At 42.3% G+C, this 18884-nt stretch carries 17 protein-coding genes and 1 pseudogene; 8 read left to right on the top strand and 10 right to left on the bottom strand.

The window, feature by feature from the left end; genetic code table 11:
• Positions 1 to 208: 208 nt before the first annotated feature.
• The 4 genes from V7L05_RS11980 to V7L05_RS11965 all read right to left on the bottom strand — a co-directional run bounded on the left by V7L05_RS11980 (position 209) and on the right by V7L05_RS11965 (position 5323).
• Complete coding sequence (locus V7L05_RS11980) at positions 209 to 1846, bottom strand: efflux RND transporter periplasmic adaptor subunit (protein WP_335164365.1); 1638 nt, start codon at positions 1844 to 1846, stop codon at positions 209 to 211.
• Positions 1847 to 2366: 520 nt separating this feature from the next.
• Positions 2367 to 2525, bottom strand: coding sequence for a hypothetical protein (locus V7L05_RS11975; RefSeq protein WP_335164364.1), 159 nt, complete (start codon positions 2523 to 2525; stop codon positions 2367 to 2369).
• 263 nt (positions 2526 to 2788) lie between these two features.
• Positions 2789 to 4078 (bottom strand): glycosyltransferase family 4 protein, encoded by a 1290-nt coding sequence (locus tag V7L05_RS11970; protein ID WP_335164363.1) that lies wholly within the window; start codon positions 4076 to 4078, stop codon positions 2789 to 2791.
• 654 nt (positions 4079 to 4732) lie between these two features.
• Complete coding sequence (locus V7L05_RS11965) at positions 4733 to 5323, bottom strand: PEP-CTERM sorting domain-containing protein (protein WP_335164362.1); 591 nt, start codon at positions 5321 to 5323, stop codon at positions 4733 to 4735.
• 296 nt (positions 5324 to 5619) lie between these two features.
• On the opposite strand from V7L05_RS11965, the gene glyS reads away from it, so the two are divergent.
• The 3 genes from glyS to V7L05_RS11950 all read left to right on the top strand — a co-directional run bounded on the left by glyS (position 5620) and on the right by V7L05_RS11950 (position 10675).
• A complete protein-coding gene (gene glyS, locus V7L05_RS11960; protein ID WP_335164361.1) occupies positions 5620 to 7773 on the top strand; it encodes a glycine--tRNA ligase subunit beta in 2154 nt (717 codons plus the stop codon).
• A gap of 84 nt (positions 7774 to 7857) precedes the next feature.
• Positions 7858 to 9387 carry a UDP-N-acetylmuramoyl-L-alanine--D-glutamate ligase gene (gene murD, locus V7L05_RS11955; protein ID WP_335164360.1) on the top strand — a complete coding sequence of 510 codons (1530 nt, stop codon included), beginning with the start codon at positions 7858 to 7860 and terminating at the stop codon, positions 9385 to 9387.
• A gap of 262 nt (positions 9388 to 9649) precedes the next feature.
• Positions 9650 to 10675: an acetamidase/formamidase family protein gene (locus V7L05_RS11950; protein ID WP_335164370.1), complete on the top strand. Its 1026-nt coding sequence runs from the start codon at positions 9650 to 9652 to the stop codon at positions 10673 to 10675.
• On the opposite strand, the gene V7L05_RS11945 is transcribed toward V7L05_RS11950, so the two are convergent.
• On the bottom strand, positions 10656 to 10919 hold the full coding sequence (locus V7L05_RS11945) for a HigA family addiction module antitoxin (RefSeq protein ID WP_335164359.1): 264 nt from the start codon (positions 10917 to 10919) through the stop codon (positions 10656 to 10658). The two genes, V7L05_RS11950 and V7L05_RS11945, sit on opposite strands and share 20 nt — an antisense overlap.
• Before the next feature lie 106 nt (positions 10920 to 11025).
• The gene (locus V7L05_RS11940) at positions 11026 to 11604 is read right to left on the bottom strand and encodes an NADPH-dependent FMN reductase (protein ID WP_335164358.1); all 579 of its coding nucleotides are present in this window, start codon (positions 11602 to 11604) and stop codon (positions 11026 to 11028) included.
• 233 nt (positions 11605 to 11837) lie between these two features.
• Between V7L05_RS11940 and V7L05_RS11935 the strand changes: the two genes are divergently transcribed.
• The 3 genes from V7L05_RS11935 (at position 11838) to V7L05_RS11925 (ending at position 13121) form a co-directional block, all read left to right on the top strand.
• Complete coding sequence (locus V7L05_RS11935; RefSeq protein ID WP_335164357.1) at positions 11838 to 12080, top strand: AbrB/MazE/SpoVT family DNA-binding domain-containing protein; 243 nt, start codon at positions 11838 to 11840, stop codon at positions 12078 to 12080.
• Positions 12074 to 12517, top strand: coding sequence for a type II toxin-antitoxin system PemK/MazF family toxin (locus tag V7L05_RS11930; RefSeq protein ID WP_335164356.1), 444 nt, complete (start codon positions 12074 to 12076; stop codon positions 12515 to 12517). The genes V7L05_RS11935 and V7L05_RS11930 overlap by 7 nt, the downstream gene beginning before the upstream one ends.
• Positions 12518 to 12632: 115 nt before the next feature.
• On the top strand, positions 12633 to 13121 hold the full coding sequence (locus V7L05_RS11925) for an NUDIX hydrolase (protein WP_335164355.1): 489 nt from the start codon (positions 12633 to 12635) through the stop codon (positions 13119 to 13121).
• Here the strand turns inward: V7L05_RS11925 and V7L05_RS11920 are convergent.
• From V7L05_RS11920 to V7L05_RS11905, 4 genes are all read right to left on the bottom strand, one after another.
• A complete protein-coding gene (locus V7L05_RS11920) occupies positions 13118 to 13852 on the bottom strand; it encodes an amino acid ABC transporter ATP-binding protein (protein ID WP_335164354.1) in 735 nt (244 codons plus the stop codon). The genes V7L05_RS11925 and V7L05_RS11920 overlap by 4 nt on opposite strands.
• The gene (locus V7L05_RS11915) at positions 13845 to 15335 is read right to left on the bottom strand and encodes an ABC transporter permease subunit (RefSeq protein WP_335164353.1); all 1491 of its coding nucleotides are present in this window, start codon (positions 15333 to 15335) and stop codon (positions 13845 to 13847) included. Before V7L05_RS11915 ends, V7L05_RS11920 begins: the two co-directional genes overlap by 8 nt.
• A gap of 264 nt (positions 15336 to 15599) precedes the next feature.
• A complete protein-coding gene (locus tag V7L05_RS11910; RefSeq protein ID WP_335164352.1) occupies positions 15600 to 16580 on the bottom strand; it encodes a 2-dehydropantoate 2-reductase in 981 nt (326 codons plus the stop codon).
• A 26-nt stretch (positions 16581 to 16606) separates the two neighbouring features.
• Positions 16607 to 17797, bottom strand: a complete 1191-nt coding sequence (locus V7L05_RS11905) for a murein hydrolase activator EnvC family protein (RefSeq protein ID WP_335164351.1) — start codon at positions 17795 to 17797, stop codon at positions 16607 to 16609.
• A gap of 402 nt (positions 17798 to 18199) precedes the next feature.
• Here V7L05_RS11905 and V7L05_RS34665 point away from each other — a divergent pair, with 402 nt between their 5' ends.
• Together V7L05_RS34665 and V7L05_RS11900 are read left to right on the top strand one after the other, a co-directional pair.
• Positions 18200 to 18328 (top strand): hypothetical protein, encoded by a 129-nt coding sequence (locus V7L05_RS34665; RefSeq protein ID WP_442937853.1) that lies wholly within the window; start codon positions 18200 to 18202, stop codon positions 18326 to 18328.
• A pseudogene (locus V7L05_RS11900) lies at positions 18291 to 18858 on the top strand (peptidoglycan-binding protein); the annotation flags it as partial. The gene V7L05_RS34665 and the pseudogene V7L05_RS11900, both read left to right, overlap by 38 nt.
• Positions 18859 to 18884 lie beyond the last annotated feature (26 nt).

Genomic DNA, 18884 nt, shown 5'->3' with positions numbered 1-18884 from the left:
CCAGAATTGAACAATATCGATTTCGCAGAGATCCCAAGGGTTACTTGGCTAATTTAGAGAGTCGTCTTCTCTAGTAAATTTTACCACACTAGGATTTATTTGAGATGGTAAAGAGTATTATCAGCCTTACATCCCCACCGTTAAGACGGGTGGGGATGTAAGGCGTTATGATAAATTGAGTATTGATAGTTATCGATTAGTAGAAACGTCAAGGTTTTGGACTAGGCGCTTCATCAGGTGCAGGAGTGATAGGAGCGCCATTGGTGAGGCTGAGAATACCGGAAACAACAATTTTGTCCCCAGCTTTTAGTCCTTCGATAACTTGATAATTATTGCCCTCAATCACTCCCAATTTCACGGGCTTTTGTTGAGCTACTAAAGATGGCGCTCCAGCTTGAGGGCTTTGTGCGGGTGCTTCAGCTTTAGGCTTTTCCTGCGACGCTTCAGCTTTAGGCTTTTCCTGCGGCGGTTCAGCTACAAACACAAAAGTCTCCCCACCCAAGCGAGTTATTGCTGTAACTGGAATTAAGATTCCTGGACGTTCATTCCAGATTACTTTGGTTTGCACTGACTGAAGATTACGCAGTCGATTTCTCAAATTGCCAAAGTTGGCTTTCACCAAAACTGTCTGCGAATCTGAACTGGCATTTGGGGAGATAAAACTCACCTTACCCGTTGCTGTGGGTTTGCCTTGGGCATCCAGCATTTGCACAGGTAATCCCAAGCGCAACTTTCTGGCTTGATTTAGCGGAATGGATATATTCAGCTCTAAAGAGTCGTTTTTGGTCAATGTGGTCAACTGATCCCCTTGTCCTACATACTGTCCGACTCTGACTGGGATATTACCAACAATACCTGTGAAAGGAGCTAGGACTTTTGTATATTGCAGTTGGACTTGAGCCGACTGGACTTGAGCGGCGGCTTGGCTGACTTGCGATCGCCCTTGGGCAATATCTTCGGGGCGGTTGCCGTTCACCTGCTGTCTATAGTATTGTTTCTGTTGTTCTAAGGCAGCGCCTAGCTGCTGGATATTAGCAGTTCTGCTTTTGCGGAGTTGCTCTAAGTTTTTCTGGGCTGCAACCAGCGCTGCTTCAGCACTACCTTTGTTTTTGAGGTATTCATCTAGGCTATCTTGGGAAGTTGCCCCTTCTTTTGTTAATTGTTGGTATCGCGTTGCTCGTGCTTGTGCTAACACTAGATCTGATTGGGCGGAATTAACTTGAGCTTCAGCCTGCTGAATTTGCTGTGGTAGCGATCCAGATACGGCGTCTTGATATTTTGCTTGGGCTTGATCTAGCTGGGCTTTGGCTTGGAAAACTACTTCTCTTCGAGTCCCCGCTTTGAGTTCGGCAAGATTTGCCTGTGCTTGTTCTAGTGCTGCTTGTTTTTGTCGTAGCTGGGCTTGGGCATCATCACTTTGCAGGCTAATAATGACTTGCCCTTGTTGAACACGGTTGCCCTCTTTGATGTAAATCTGGGTAATTCGTCCTTCAACCTGCGGCTTGATTGGTACAGAAAGTGGTGCCTCTAAGGAGCCAATAAATTGCGAACTATCCTGCACAGTTTCAGTTTTCACAGTTGCTAGCTTCACCGAAACTGCCCGTTGACCAGCCGCAGATCCAGCACCCGATTGTGCATTGTTAGCATGACTAGTTTGCCACCAGCGCCAACCTAAACCAACACCTGCAATTAACAGGAAGATTCCTAACACCAAAGGCCAACGCCGCTTTCGAGGTGACTTAGGCGATCGCTGTGGCAATGGTTGCAACTCTTGACTAGAATCAGTAACAGGAGGCTGTTCTATTTCAACGGGAACGCGAGAGTCAGGGAACTCAGAATGGGTCATCGTTTTTTCGTTTTGTGGATTTAAACTTGGGCAATCTACTTTTTGGCTAAAAAAGCATTATTGGAATCGTTTTTTAGCCTTTTCTCTCTATGTTGGTGACAAATATGTTTGGTATTTGGGCGATCGCTCACAATGTCTAGCACCTAAAACGCACAAATATCTTCTACCACCTGACGGTTAACTTGTACATTACTTAACTCCAATCAGTTTTTTTAATTGTAATTTATAAAACATTTTTAGTCAGTATAAACCCAGTGCCTTAGCTCCTAGAGAAAGCACGGTTTATCTTGTTGTTACAAGGGAATCAACTGAACATCCTGCCTCCTGCGTTGCAAACACCTTAGTTGCTGACTTTATCAAGCGGGGACAAGTTTGTGCCGTCCTTGATCCTAAGTTTTCCATGAGCGTTTGCAAGCGGTTGCTTGCAGATGTAAGTGCTTGCTTGCATTATAACCACATAGAAGAAAATATTCATATAACAGATGAGTTTATCGTTCTTGAGTGGTAGTCAATAGTTATCTTAGGGAAGAAAAGCCTCTGGAGGAATAGCACTAAGAAAAGACCAAAGGCTGATGTCGCCTCGTTTCCAGCCTCTGACTGGGAACGAGGTTTTAAAAGGGTTTTGGCTTAAGTTGACACCAATGAGCATTGCTATACCTCTACCATGTGTTGCATCCATAGATGCGTAGGGGCTACTCTGCGAGTTCTCCAACGGATTACCCGCTTACTTACGAGAACTGCTTTATTAATCAAGGTTGTGAGTTTCATCGACTTATCCTCACGAAAAACTACGTGCAATCATCAATCAGTGTTTTCTAGAATCCTATTTTTGAGTAGTCTCAACTTCCTACACTTAGTTCACCCAATCGGTTGATTTTTAAATCACCCATTTGGGTGATTTAATTTATCCTAATTAGGGTTTTGTTATATGCCCCATGCCCTTCAACCATCGACAACTGATTTTTTAGAATCCAATTTTGCTAAAATACCCACAGTTGGTTTTTGGTTAGCAACAATATCAGAAAACAGCCACTCATACCGATCAAGTGCTTGCTCCAAGGAATAGTTTTCTTCGGCAAACTGTCTTCCTGTCTTACCTAACTTTGCCCCTAGAGCCGGATTAGCATATAATTCATACACCGCAGAGGCCATTGCATCGGGTGATTCTGGCTCAACAATTATCCCACCACCACTGAGTTCGATTGCTTTAGCAGCAGTACCAGTGGCGGGAACTGAACCCACAATCGGGCGACCACTCGCCAACAGCAGTGGTATTTTTGAAGGCATATTGAACGAAATCACATTGCGCTTTTGCACAATTAGCCCGACATCAGATGCTGCTAGCATTTCGGGTATCTTTTCTCGCGGCTGCAACGGTAGCAGCAGAACATTATCGGCTCCATTTAATAGACAATATTCCTGCAACCTCTGCAATGCTATTGATTCGCCAACGATCACAAAAACAATCTCCCTAATATGACGTAAGCAAACTGCTGCGTCTATTACTGTCTCTAAACCTTGGGTGAGAGCAATGTTACCCGAATAAAGTACTACAAATTTCCCATCCAGTTGATGGCTAGATATCCAGGAGTTGTTCTGTTTCGGTAAAGGACGGATGAAATTTACATTCACCCAATTGGGAATACAAACGATTTTATTAACAGGTACTCCCTTATTCACTAAATTCTCACGAAACCCATCGGTGATCACACTAATAGTGTGTGCAGTCCGATATGCAAATTTCTCTAGGGCTGCAAGAGTTCGGATCATCCACTTATTTTTTAATAGCCCAATATTCACAGCAGCTTCTGGGAGAATATCTTGCACATTCAGAACTACTGGGCAGTTGTATAACCAACCAAATATTGTTGCTGGTAAAGTACCTAGTAGAGGTGGAATTGTTAAGATAATCACATCGGGACGTCTGCCTTTGAAGGCTTGAGGTAAGCTCGTGAAAACAAAGCTCAACTCCAATAAAAGCCGATCCACGAGGTTGGGTTTAGACTGAATCCGCAGGTAACTTCGTTGAATGGTTACGCCATTTTTTTGTTCAGTAACGTACCATTTACCCCGATAACCATCGTAAATCTCACGCTGAGGATAGTTGGGCATTCCGGTAATCACCCGCACTTGATGACCTCGCTTTACTAGTCCTTCTGCTAATTCAGTCATTAAGGGAGCAATTCCAATCGGCTCTGGATAATAGTTGTAGGAATAGATCAGAATATGCATGAGCTATTTATAATTATAAATTTTGTGAATACAGCCTGAGATGAGCGGATTTACTGCTAATTTCAGTAGGCGCTCTATTTTTATTGTTTAATTTAGGTTGTGAGCAGGTGATGATTTTTTAAATCACAATTGCAAGCAAGACTGTTTAGGACTTTTCTCGGTGGACTTTAATAGTTATTAGTTGTTAATTATTAATTATTAGTTATCAATTAGCAATTACCAGTGTTCACTGAGAATTGCTAATTGATTTAAGTTTCTTATCATATGCCTGATAAGTTTTCACTAATTTAAATGAGAATCTAATATTTAAATTTACACTTGGGAGATTGTAGCATTATATTTAATCTCGTGTATCAAACCTACATTCCAGCTTGTAAAGTGGCACATGAAGTATTTTTAACCAAGTGATCAGGATTGGATTCAATATTATTACTTAAACAACCTTTTTTGGTAAAAAATGCATACCATGATTAATTTGTACAGTGCGTAAGTCCGATGATTGTCATCGCTCGAATACTTATGTTAAAAAGTATTTCGAGCGATCGCAAACTGATAAGGTTGAATGATCAACTCACCAGTTCAGTGAACTATTGGGGCTAGAATAGAGATTCATTAAACTAAATTTGGCAACCTCTGACTAGGAAGCCCTACTTTCTAGCAAGAGGCTTGCTTTTTTTTCAAAGTTGAACCTAAACCCAACATCCCAAATGCTAGTAAACCCAGGATAGAAGCAGGTTCAGGGACTTTGGATACCTGAATAGAGCCGGAATTTTGATCTAGTTTTATTTCTTTTCCCTGTTGATTGACATCCTGACGTAATGCCAAAGAGTCGCCAACCTTTCCGTTGAAGAAATATTCTCCAATTACACCTGTTCCTCCTGCTATATCAAAGGGGCCAAACAATTTCTGAGTGGAAGTATCAAAGTTGAAAGTAAAGTACTGAGATTGTGACACCCCACCAGCAACGGTATTATAAGTTCCCAGAAGATTTTTAGATGGGTCTAAGAAGGAGACATTCAACGATTGTAAAAATTTGGTTGCTCCACTACCACTTTCTGAAATAATTGTCGGTGCTGTAGCCTCGTCGTAGCTGAATGAACCTACTGCTGAATAACCGGCATTACCTAGCCAGTTAAAGTTTAAATCAACAGCTTGGGCTGGGTTGTTAGCACCAGCAGCGATCGTTACACTAAGAACACTACTGGTTGCTGCGATCGTCGCAATTTTGGCGAAAATGTTTTTCATTGTGATCACTCCAAAGTAGATTGATACCATGCAGATATCAATCTATAAACAAAACTAACTTTACGATAGAAATATGTATAAGTAAATACTGCATGAAACTACGGTAGTAACTGTAAAAAATCAATGAAGAGAAATACTTTTTTGTGAAGTTTTGGAGAAAATGCCAAGTTTATCTAACAAACCTCAGCTCGACTTTATCGATAAAGATGTATCTTGCAAGGCTAACTAAAAATCACGAGCGATCGCCAGATAATAACTGATAAAGTTGAGCTACGCAAAGTTGAAAACAGTATCCTATGCCTGGGTTTTTATTAGAAGTTGGTACAGAAGAATTACCTGCAAGTTTTCTCAGTGATGCTTTAGTGCAATGGCAAAAGCGCATTCCCCAAAGCCTGGAAGCAAACAGTCTCAAGGGCGAAAGTGTCCAAGTGTACGGTACTCCCCGGCGGCTGGCGGTAGTAATTAAAGGTCTACCATCTCAGCAACCAGACCGAGAAGAAGAAATTAAAGGGCCACCCGCCCAAGCCGCCTTTAAAGATGGTCAGCCGACAGCAGCAGCAGCAGGCTTTGCCAAAAAGCAAGGCGTGGAAATAGATGCGCTGTTTCTTCGCCCCACTGACAAAGGGGAATTTGTATTTGTTCTCAAAAAAATTCCCGGTCGTCCTGTGGCGGAAATTTTGACAGAACTTATCCCCCAGTGGATTTGGGGTTTGGAAGGTAAGCGGTTGATGCGTTGGGGGAATGGGGATGCAAGGTTTTCCCGACCAATTCGTTGGCTGGTAGCTTTGTTAGATCAGACAGTGCTACCTCTAGAATTGGTGAATGGTTCTAAAACGATTAACAGCGATCGCATTTCTCAAGGTCATCGTGTTTTGCATCCTCAACCTGTGACAATTGCCCAAGCTACTGATTATGTTACCGCCCTCAAGTCTGCTTATGTCACCGTTGACCCAGAAGAACGGGCAAATCTGATCAAAGAGCAAGTAAATGCAGTAGCAGAGAATTTAGGCGGGTATACAGTAATTTACCCCGATTTGTTAGCGGAAGTAACCAACCTTGTAGAATATCCTTCCACAGTTGTCGGCAAATTTGAACCAGAATTTCTGGAATTACCAACTGAGGTAATTACTGAAGTTATGGTTACTCATCAACGTTATTTCCCTGTATTTAAACCAGGTAGTTTTGAGCAAGAATTATTGCCTAATTTCATCACTATTTCTAACGCTGATCCGAAGAAATCAGATATTGTTGCTGTCGGGAATGAAAGGGTAATTCGTGCCAGATTAGCTGATGGGAGATTTTTCTATGAAGCTGATTTAACTAAGCCAATAGAAAGCTTTTTACCCCAGTTAGAAAAAGTCACTTTTCAAGAAGAATTAGGTTCGGTGCGTGCCAAGGTAGATAGAGTAGTTAAGATTGCCGAGCAAATTAGCCGCCAATTAGAATTAGAGGAAAATCAAAGCCAAAGAATCCAACGTGCTGCTTTATTATGTAAAGCAGATTTGGTAACTCAAATGGTGTATGAATTCCCAGAATTACAAGGCATTATGGGAGAAAAATATGCCTTAGAGAGTGGTGAAGATGCCGAAGTCGCAAAGGCAATTTATCAACATTATTTGCCAACGGGAGCCGGTGACAATTTACCCGAAACACTCACGGGTCAAATTGTTGGCTTGGCAGATAGGTTAGATACATTGGTGAGTATCTTTGGTTTAGGTTTAATTCCCTCTGGTTCCTCTGATCCTTTTGCCTTGCGACGTGCTGCTAATGCTGTAGTTAAAATTGTTTGGTTTGAGAATTTACCGATAAATTTAGATGATTTATTGACGCAAATAGCAACAGACTTTGCAGCAACATATCACAAAGATCAGACAGCATTAACCGCAGCATTACAAGAGTTCTTCTTGCAACGCATTCGCACCTTACTGCAAGAAGAAAAGCAGATTGATTACGATTTGGTAAATGCAGTTTTGGGAGAAAATGACCCAGAATACACAGAACGGACGTTAAAGGATTTATTAGATGTCCGCGATCGCGCCTTATACTTACAACAAATCCGCAACGACAGTACCTTAGATAACATCTACGAAACTGTTAACCGTTCCACACGATTAGCCGCCCAAGGTGATTTGGATACAAAACAGCTAGAACCGACAACCGTAGTTCGTCAAGAACTATTTCAAAAGTCCTCTGAAGTCGCTTTGTATAATGCCCTAATCGAATCAGTACCCCAGACTCAAGCAGCACAGCAGACACGAAATTATCAACTATTAGTAGCAGCACTAACAAAAATTGCTCCAACAGTTAGTAACTTCTTTGATGGGCCAGATAGTGTTTTAGTTATGGACTCCGATCCAGAAATCAAGCGTAATCGATTATATCTGCTGGGATTGGTTCGCAATCATGCCCGTGTTTTAGCTGATTTTGGGGCGATCGTCAAAAATCTGTAGCGTAGGTCAACAAAAACCTGTGTAATTTTTGCCAATAAACGCTAATATAGGGACTGCTTAACCAGGGACACTCTGCTGCAATCTATGCCTAGAGCTTCTGTGATTGGATTGGGAAAGTCCGGTGTTGCTGCGGCGAGATTGTTGAAACGGGAAGGTTGGGAGGTGGAACTGAGCGATCGCAACACCTCCGAAACCCTCCTACAACAACAACAACAACTCGCTGCCGAGCAAATAACCGTTAAACTAGGCCAATCCCTAGAATTGAATGGTGCTAATTTACCGCAATTAATAGTCGTTAGTCCGGGTGTGCCTTGGGATATTCCTGTATTAGTTGAGGCACGCCAATTAGGTATTGAAACCATTGGGGAAATGGAACTCGCTTGGCGAAATTTGCGTAGGCGCAGCCAGCCGCAGGCATCGCTACCTTGGGTAGGAATTACAGGTACTAACGGCAAAACCACTACCACAGCTTTAATTGCTGCCATTTTCCAAGCAGCGAATTTAAATGCACCCGCCTGCGGTAATATTGGCTACGCTGCTTGTGAAGTTGCTTTATCTCAGGTGGGGAGGAGAGATGAGGGAGATGGGGGAGATAAGGGAGATGGGGGAGATGGGGGAGACAAGGGCGAAAATTTTACTTCATCATCCCCCTCATCCTCTTTACTCGATTGGGTAATTGCCGAAGTTAGCAGCTATCAAATAGAATCTTCAAGCTCTCTTGCTCCCCGTATTGGTGTTTGGACGACTTTCACACCAGATCACCTTAGTCGCCATCAGACTTTAGAGAACTATTACAACATCAAAGCTAAGTTATTACGTCAGTCCGAATTGCAAGTGTTCAATGGCGATGATGCTTACTTGAGGCAGCAAGGTTTAAGTAATTGGCCTGATGCTTATTGGACAAGTGTGAAAGGAAAAGATTTCCTGATTAGTGAAAAAGGCTTTTACATCGAAGACGACTGGGTTGTGGAAAAATTGACTGCAACCTCTGCACCAAAACCGATTGTGAAAGTATCTACTTTGCGGATGGTGGGAGAACATAACCAACAAAATCTCTTGATGGCAGTAGCAACGGCACGATTAGCGGGAATTAATCGTGATGCGATCGCGCGTGCTATTCTTGAATTCCCCGGTGTTGCCCATCGTTTGGAACATATCTGCACTTGGGAAAGTATTGATTTCATTAACGATAGCAAAGCTACCAATTATGATGCTGCTGAAGTTGGTTTAGCATCTGTAAAAAGTCCAGCGATTTTAATTGCTGGTGGAGAAGCCAAAGCAGGCGATGATACTGGTTGGCTAGCAAAAATTCACTCTCAAGCTGCTGCTGTGTTATTGATTGGCTCTGCTGCACCCGCATTTGCTAAACGTCTCCAAGAGGTAGGGTATTATTCTTACGAAATTGTAGAAACGATGGAAAGCGCAGTCCCCAGGTCGGCAGAATTAGCCAAGCAGTATCAAGCGCCTGTGGTGTTGCTATCTCCGGCTTGTGCGAGTTTCGATCAATATCCGAATTTTGAGGTGCGGGGCGATCGTTTCCGTCAGTTGTGCCTTGCTTGGCAGAAAGACTGGAAATATACCACAAGAGAAATTCTAGATGCACCAGTGGGTTAAATAAACCATCGACTATTAGGCTAGATCATTTGATGACAGTTCGGAAATCGCTGATTCAGCGTGAACTGGGTACATTGTCATCGGATATGCAAGATTTGATTGCTAAAATACTGTGCAAGTTATTGACATAGCGGTTCTCTCTTTGATGCAACAGGCGTTAGGGAATATTGCTGTACCCCTATGGTACGCTGGTTTGCTCAAGTCTCTTAACCCGCCCATGCGACTTGCTCCTGTATTGCACGCAACTAAAAACACAACAGCGATGACTCACTACATTTTAAAAGCTACTAAAGAAACTGTACATTTAGGTGGTTTCTCGCATCTACTAGAACCAGCACTGATTATTGACTCTGGCGATACCGTTGACGTAGAAACTTATACTGGTTACTACGTTTATGACAAAGCACCACCTGAGTTTCTCACACCAGAATTTCTCGACATCTGCCAAAATCTTCTACCAGAACGCAAAATTGCTGCGGGGCCGCATTTACTCACAGGGCCAATTTATGTGCGCGATGCCGAACCAGGGGATGTTTTAGAAGTACAATTAGATGCGATCGCGCCTAGTTTACCTGTCGGCTTCAATGCCATTCGTACAGGTTGGGGAGCATTACCACATCAGTTTCCTCAACCTGCTTTGAGATTCATTCCTCTAGATTTAGCAAATAATATCGCGGAATTTCCGGCGGGTGCTGGCATAAAAATTCCCCTCAAACCGTTTTTTGGGATTCTTGGTGTTGCTACTCCAGAAACCTCTCGAACTTCTGTCCCACCAGGTTCTTACGGCGGTAATATCGACAATCGGGAATTACAAGCTGGTTCTCGTTTATTTTTGCCGATTTTCGTACCAGGTGCATTATTTTCTATTGGTGATGGACATTCTGCACAGGGAGATGGCGAAGTAAACGTCACCGCCATTGAAACTTCTATGAATGGTAGAATCACCCTCAAACTTCGCAAGGATTTACAACTGACAACACCAATCGCCGAAACTCCAACTCATATCATCACAATGGGCTTTGCTCAAACCTTAGATGAAGCCTTAGAACTGGCTTTAAAAAATATGATTGATTTCTTGGAACGCTTCACCAATTTGTCGCCAGAAGATGCTTATGTATTGTGTAGTTTAGCTGTGAATTTTCACATTACTCAAGTTGTGAACAGTCCCCAAAAAGGTGTGCATGGAATGCTACCAAAATCAATTTTTTCCCAGAAAATTAATTTATCGAAACAGAATTCAGGAGTCAGGAGTCAGAATTCAGAATCAATTAGAGTCCGATTTCGTTAGCAGCGCACCAAAGATCATATTTTTGTTGGAGATTTAACCAAAGTTCAGGAGTAGTTTGCAAGGCGCTAGCCAAACGAAGCGCCATATTAGGCGTAACACTTGCTTGCTCGTTAACTATCTCAGATACAGTTTTACGAGACACATTAAGAATATCAGCAAAGTCAGTAATTGTGATATTTAGCGGTTCCAGGTACTGACGCTTGATTAATCCGCCAGGATGTCTAGGTTTTCTTTTTGTGATCATCGTTAACTCCTAATGATAGTCTTCGTAATTTACGTCGTAAGCATCTCCGTCTTGAAAAGTAAAGTTTAATTACAGGTGTTCATTATCTACTGAACACCTCAAGAGTTTAATTAAGCTTCAGCAATATCTTTGTTAAGCCATCGCCTAGCTTTTCAATAGATTCTTGCTGTTTCGGATCTTTTAATGTGCCATCAGCGTTAAAGGCTTCGTAAGCTTTGGGTACAGCTATTTGGTCGGGAAGTACTAAAACTTTGATGTTTCCGAGGATAGACCGCAGGTGAACCAACCCCCGCAAACCACCAAGAGCGCCTGGGGAAGCGCTCATAATGCTAGCAACCTTACCTGCAAAAGCAGCCAATGGTGCTTCATTTGGAGATGGACGGGATGCCCAGTCAATAGCGTTCTTCAAAACTGCTGTGAGTGAACTGTTATATTCAGGCGAAGCAATCAGCAATCCTTGATGAGAAATCATCAAATCCTTGAAAGTGCGGGCGTTGGCTGGTAGTCCTTCTTGAGCTTCCAAATCTTCATCAAACAGAGGTAGGGGCAAATCGCGGAGGTCTATATAAGTCACTTCTGCACCTGCTGTCTTAGCACCAGCCGCCGCGATTTTTACCAATTTTTTGTTGTAAGAATCAATCCGGGTGCTGCCAGCAAAGGCGAGGATTTTGGGTGTAGATGCCATAGTTCTAGGTTGAATGGGAAGCGATTGGCCAGTTCAGCTGCATTATCCTGTTTCCAGGCGATCGCTATTTGCTACCTTTAGATTTTCTTTACAAACTTTCTCTAAATTTGACACCCGCTAACAAAACCTGTATCTTCAAAGTATATACGTCAGATAAAGTTTTTAAAAGTGTTTCACTCCGAAAATCTAAAGTTCGGGCGTGTAGATCACTAACAAAATATTTGGAGATAGCTATGACCGCAGTTGTTGCTAAATGGGGAAATAGTTTAGCTATTCGGATTCCAAGAGCAGTAGCTGAACAAGCACATATAACTGAAGGGACAGGTATGGATATTACTGTGGAAGGTAACAGTATTATATTTACACCACGAAAAAGAAAAAAGTATACGCTTGATGAATTGCTTGAAGGTATGACTCCTGATAAATTTCATCCAGAATTTGAAACTGGAAATGCTGTGGGGAATGAGCATTGGTAGTTAATCAATACTTTCCCAAAAGAGGAGATATTATCAAATTAGAATTTGGCTCAGAACAGCAGTTTACGGTTGATTCAATTCAGCGTGCATTTGCCCTTTACAACTCAGGAATGTCATTTGATGACATTGCGATGACATTGAACAATGAACTACAACAGCAAGGGCGGGAGCAAAGGGTCTACCGCCCTGTTCTTGTTATATCTCCAATTCAATACAATCGATTAGCTTCCTTAGTTTTAACGTGTCCTATAACCAGCAACGCAAAAGGGCTTAGGTTTGAAGTTCCACTTGTTGAGGGAATGCAAACAAAAGGAGTTGTGTTAGCTGACCAAATTAAAGCATTATCTTGGTCACCTAGAAGGGCAAAATTTGTTGAAAGTGTTTCACAGGATTTAATAGAAGAAGTACAGGCAAAGCTGGAAACATTGATTTTATAAAACTAATTTTATTTAAATTTAGAAGTGCGATCGCCACTTCAGCTGCATTATCCTGTTTTCAGGCGATCGCTATTTGCTGCCTTTAGATTTTCTTTAGAAACATTCTCTAACGATTATGGCGAATTGGTCAGACTCTTATCTCGGCAAGTTACGACAAGTTGTAGGTGAGCGCCTACTTCTATTATTTGGCGCACGCGTAATTATCGAAGATAACTTGGGGCGCATTCTCTTGCAAAAGCGAAGTGATTTCAAACTTTGGGGGCTACCTGGTGGCTGTCCAGAGGTAGGTGAATCTGCGGAAGAATCTTCAGCACGAGAGGTTTTTGAAGAAACTGGTTTAACGGTTAAGCATTTTGCAGCTGTGGGGTTTTCTTCCAACCCAGTCTTTGAAACTGTAACCTACCCCAACGGCGATCGCGTGCAAAATTTCATTTTGATTTTGCGAGCTGTTGAATGGTCAGGCAGTCTCGCTTGCTTAGATGGAGAATCGCTGGCGCTGGAATTTTTTGATTTGGCAAACTTACCTGCATTAATGCCAAATGATCGCCCTGTTTTGGAAAAGTTTCAGGAATACAAGAAAAGCGGTGAATTTCTGATGTTCTAAAGCATTTTTTCTAAGAACTGCTTGGCGCGATCGCACTGAGGATTTTGGAAAAACTCACTAGGAGTAGTATCTTCTGCTAAAATTCCCTGGTCGAGGAACATAATCCGATTAGCAACTTCTCTTGCAAAGCCCATTTCATGAGTAACGATCGCCATTGTGATTCCAGATAGTGCTAAAGCTTTCATCACTTCCAGCACATCTTTAACCATTTCTGGATCTAGTGCAGAGGTGGGTTCATCAAACAAAATCATCTCTGGTTCCATTGCTAATGCACGAGCGATCGCTACTCGCTGTTTCTGTCCCCCGGATAGTTTGGAGGGATAGACAGACGCTTTTGCCTCTAAACCTACCTTAGCAAGCAATTCTAAGCCTTGTTCTTCTGCTTTTTGCTTGTTTATTCCTTTCACCTTTATGGGTGCGTAGGTGACATTTTGCAGCACACTCATGTGGGGAAACAAATTAAAATGTTGAAATACCATCACCAAATGTTGGCGCACCTTAGCGATGTTTGCTTTGGGATTAGTGATTTCTTGGTCGTGAAAGTAGATTCTTCCTCTGGTGGGTTGTTCTAGCAAGTTTATGCATCGCAGAAAGGTAGACTTACCTGAACCAGAAGGGCCTAATATAGCAACCACTTCCCCTTGGTAAAACTCAGTGGAAATATCTTTGAGTACGTCGAGTTTGCCAAAGGATTTACATAAGAATTCCGTGCGAATTACTACATCACTCACTTTCCCGTAACCTCCTTTCTAAAGCGGATGCACCCAAGGTCATACCCATTACTAAAACATAGTAAATTAACCCTGCAAATAGCAGTGGTTCAAAATAAATATACTTATTTGCACCAACGATTTGGGCGCTGCGTAATATTTCCACCACCCCAATCGTTGAAACCAGTGCGGAATCTTTGAGCAATCCGATAGTTTCATTTACCAATGCGGGGAGAATGTTCTTCAATGCTTGGGGAAAAATCACATCCCACATCATCAACCAATAGGGAACACCCATAGACATCGCCGCTTCACTTTGCCCTTTATCCACCGCCTGAATTCCACCCCTGATGGTTTCCGACATATAAGCGCCAGAATTCAGGGTAAAAGTTAGCACCCCTGCCTCCAATGCTGAAATGTCATAGCCTGTAAGCTGGGGTGTTGCGTAGTAAACTAACGCCAACTGTAATAACAATGGTGTGCCTCGAAAAACAGAGGTGTAGGCGTTAGCAACCCAGGTAAGCGGCTTGATGCCGAGAATTTTTAATAGAGAGAGTATTGTTCCCCAGATTAACCCCAAGGATACAGATAATAGCGTAAACAACAAAGTTAAAGGGATTCCCCGAAGAATAAAGGGAATGTCTGGAAGAATTCTAGTGAAGTCGAGATTCAATCCGCCTTTGGTAGGAGTTGAGGATGCAGGATTGGCGGTAGTATTCTGTGAAAACCACTTGGCTACAAGTTTAGCTAATGTGCCATTGTCCTTCATTTGTTGAAGGACTTTATTAAACGGTTCTGCTAAAGAAGAACCTTTGGGAAAAGCGATCGCTGATCCACTTGCCTCCTCTGAGGGAATAATATTAAACTCTAAATCTGGGTTAGCTTGGGCGAATCCCTTAGCAACGGTATCCTCAACAATTGCTGCATCAATTCGCCCAGATTTGATTTCCTGAACTACTTCCGGCACTTTGTTGAGTTGCTTTAGCTGAATACCTGCAACTTTTTGAGAAATTTTCTGAGCATTTTGTTCCTGTATCGTTCCTAGTTGTACCCCAACCTTTTTTCCTGATAAGTCTTGGGGCTGCTTCAGGTTGCTACCTTTAGGGGCGACAATAGTATCTTTAGCTTCGTAATAAATAATTGAAAAATCAATATTTTTCTGACGTTCTGGAGTTGGAGTCATCCCAGCCATTGCAAAGTCAGCGCGATTTGCTTGGAGTGCAGGGATTAATCCATTAAAATCGGATTCCATTATCTGAAGTTTAAACCCTAGTTTTTGAGCAAGGGTCTTGGCAATATCTATATCAAAGCCAACGATTTGGCGATCGCTTCCTTTAGTATCATAAAACTCATAAGGAGGATAATCTGGGGAAGTAATCATCGTCAGCGTGTCTTTACCTAAAGATGAAGCAGCTTTTAGATAATTGCTATCTCCTGTAATGATGCTGATTCCTACTACTGCTACAAACAGTATTGTTAATAGCCATACTTTTTTTTTCTTCATAAACTTGATAATTATATAATTTACATTCCGCACCTTAAGGCAATACACTTCAGTTAAGCATTTATTCCTTCTCTTCCTTCTCTTCCTTTGCGTACTTTGCGTACTTTGCGGTTCGTTAAAAAAATTGATTTTGACAAAGAGTTTTAGCCTTAACCTAAGCGTATTGCAGCTTAAGGGACTTCCAAATAAAAAAATATCCCAAAGCTGACGCAAAAATCCTCTCTATTTCTCCTCTCTCTGTGTTCTCTGCGCCTCTGTGGTTCGTCAAATTCTTACTTTAGTCGCCTCCAGCAACTTAACGCTGGCATAAATAGCATCAATATAAGGTGTGGGAATTTGAGTGAGTTTTCCCAATTCTGCCACCGCGCCCACAATAGCATCTATCTCCGTAACGCGTCCGGCTTCAATATCTTGTAGCATTGAGGTTTTATGGGCACCAACATTTTCTGCCCCATTAATTCGCTGTTCCAAAGTGATGCCAAACTTTATACCCAAATTTTCCGCGATCGCCTGAGTTTCAGTCATCATTTGCCGCGCTAATTCACGAGTCAGGGGATAGCGACAAATATCCTCTAGAGTAGCACCAGTGAGCGCACTGATCGGATTAAACGCCACATTACCCCACAACTTGATCCAAATTTCCGTGCGAATTTGATTGCGGATTGGTGCTTTGAATCCTGCCTGTTTTAAAGTCTGTGCTAATAATTGGATGCGTTCTGTTTTAGTGCCGTCGATTTCACCGAGAGTAAAGCGATCGCCTTCAATATGCTTAATTACACCTGGTTCAATTATCTCAGTTGCCGGGTAAACAACACAACCGATGGCACGTTCAGCACCGATATTAGCTTCAATAATCCCATCTGGGTCAACAGATTGAATGCGTGTACCTTCATATTCACCGCCATGCTGACGAAAGTACCACCAAGGAACGCCATTTTGGGCTGTCACCACCATTGTGTGAGCATCATAGAGTGCAGGGAGAGAGGGTGCGATCGCAGACAAACTCTGAGCCTTGACAGTTAAAATTACTACATCTTGTCGCCCTGCTTTCTGAATATCGCTAGTTGCCAAAGATGGAGTAGCAATTTGGCTAGAACCGTCTGCCATAAGCAACTTCAGCCCATTTGTTTGAATTGCTTCCAAATGAGAACCACGCGCAATCAGCGTCACGGCTTCACCTGCTAGTGTCAGTTTTGCCCCTAAATATCCACCAATCGCACCCGCGCCAACAATACAGATTTTCATAAAAATATCCCCAAATTGGCGATCGCTTAAAGATAATTAGCTGGGTTCACGGGTGTGCCATCTCGACGAACTTCAAAGTGGAGGTGAGGCCCAGTTGATAAACCTGTGGAACCGACAGCAGCGATCGCTTGTCCGCGTTCAACAGCTTCACCTTCGGTTACATACAATTCGCTGGTATGTCCGTACAATGTCGTAATGCCTTTACCGTGATCGATAATTACCGCTCTGCCATAACCACCATACCACCCAGCAAAAATGACTATTCCCGAATCGGCTGCCCGAATTGTACTACCATAACTAGCGGCAAAATCCAACCCGGCATGAAAGCGACGATAGCCGAGGATTGGATGCATTCGCCAGCCGAAGGGACTACTAGTAGGAGCATCACTAGGATATACCATTACACCAGTTCCCCGAATGATGAAACTTGTACGGCTGTTGGTTTTTGCTTGCGCCTCTTCTGTTGCTCTGGCTGCTGCTACCTTTTGTTGAATCAAGACTTCCAGATTTTGGGATTCCCTCTCTAGCTGGTTTTGCGCTGCTTCCAAGGCGAGGCGATCGCTATTGAGGCGTTGAATCAATTCTGATTGTGACTGCGCCTGAGTTTGATAATCGGTTTTTTGTGCCAACAGTTGCTCACGCATCAAGGCGATTTCATTTTTTTGCTGTTCAACTTCCGTTTTTTGTTTATTGATCAGGTTTGTTTGGGCGTTGAGTTTCACCAAAATTTGTTGGTCTGCCTGATACATTAACTTCAACTGATAACGGCGGCTGATAAAATCGCTAATATTTTCACTTTGGAGCAAAACTGCCCATCCAACAGATGCTGGCGATCGCTGGAGATAACGCAATCTTGCTACTGTTGCTATTTGACGAGCTTCATAGTCAACCTCCGCTACAGCTAAATCAGTTTCCAACTGTTGGAGGCGTTGGCTAGCTCGTTGTAATTGCAATTCGCCCTCTTGAATATAGCTATCTGTGGTTTGCAGATTTTGCTTTAAACCAGTCAGGTGTTTTTGCGCCTCTTGCTGGATATTTGTTAAGCGATCGCGATCGTTAGCCCCACTCTGATACTGCTGGTTCATTTGTTGCTGCTGTTGCCGCAGAGTATCAATAGACCCTGTGGGCGTTGCCTGGGCTGGAATTAATGCCAAACAAATCCACAAAATGCAGCAAAATGCAATAGATAAACAGCAATAAATAAATCGCGCTCTCATCGTGCGAACCTAACCAAAACGATGCTTTCAAACACTATGAGGATTATTCCCAAAATCTGATTCACCCACTCCAACACTATGTATCAAATTGGTCTGCCAAGTTGTAGCACAAAGATTCCATTTGTGTCAGCATTCAGCAGGTATATCAGCCGATCAGATGTGCCAACTATTTTTTAGTAAAATTTTATACTTATTATCTGTAAATATATCTTCTAATCTTACAGAAAAAAATTTAAGATACATTCCCCTTCAGTATAATTTCTGTTAATTTTTGTGTGATAAATCATAAATTAATAGTAAAAACTTTGACATCATATTTAATACAAGAGTATTATTTCAAACAGCATCAATCTTCAAAATGATGTTTATACTTAGAAGGAAGCAAATGAAGGTAGGTGCATAATGAAACTACAAGATTTCTTAGGAAAAGATGAGAAATGGGGATTTGAGGCGATCGCTAAAGATGCAGACTTGGCTCTTCAGGTTCAGTCCAAAAGAATACAACATTTTTTATATAGAGGGTATAAATAGGGACTGGACTCTCAATAGTGATACACCCAATCAATTTAATGATCGGCGGATTGTCATTGAAGTAGTAAATGGTGTTCCCAAAATCGTAGATCACTGGGAAGCTACTACAGAACCAGGGAAGTACTATACTTATAATCCGATGAATTCTAAAGGAGCAGCTAGGATTCAGTTTGGAGAATACATACAAAGCTTGGGCTGTTGGCATCCACGGCACAGCAGAGCCTCACGAAGCATTAGTGCAAGTTGGAGATATAACTGTTTGTAGAGATTTCAACAAAGATTTTAAACGGACTGGGGACAAACTTGATACAGGTGATGATTTTTATGTGAATCAACACTACGGCTTTGATTTTCCCCAGAATGATATTCGCCTCGCCAGTGCGGGTTGTTTAGTAGGACGTAGCCGTGAAGGACATAGAGAGTTTATGGCGATTATTAAACAAGACCGTCGCTATCTCGCTAATCGCAAATATGTTTTCTACGCTACCGTGATTCCTGGGGATGATTTACTCAAAACGTTTCCAGGATGAGGTAATAGGTAATTGGTAGGAGTTGT

The sequence above is a fragment of the Nostoc sp. genome (assembly GCF_036917755.1).
GTDB lineage: Bacteria > Cyanobacteriota > Cyanobacteriia > Cyanobacteriales > Nostocaceae > Nostoc.
Note: the sequence above shows the minus strand (reverse complement) of the source record. Positions and strands in the feature narration are given on the sequence as shown.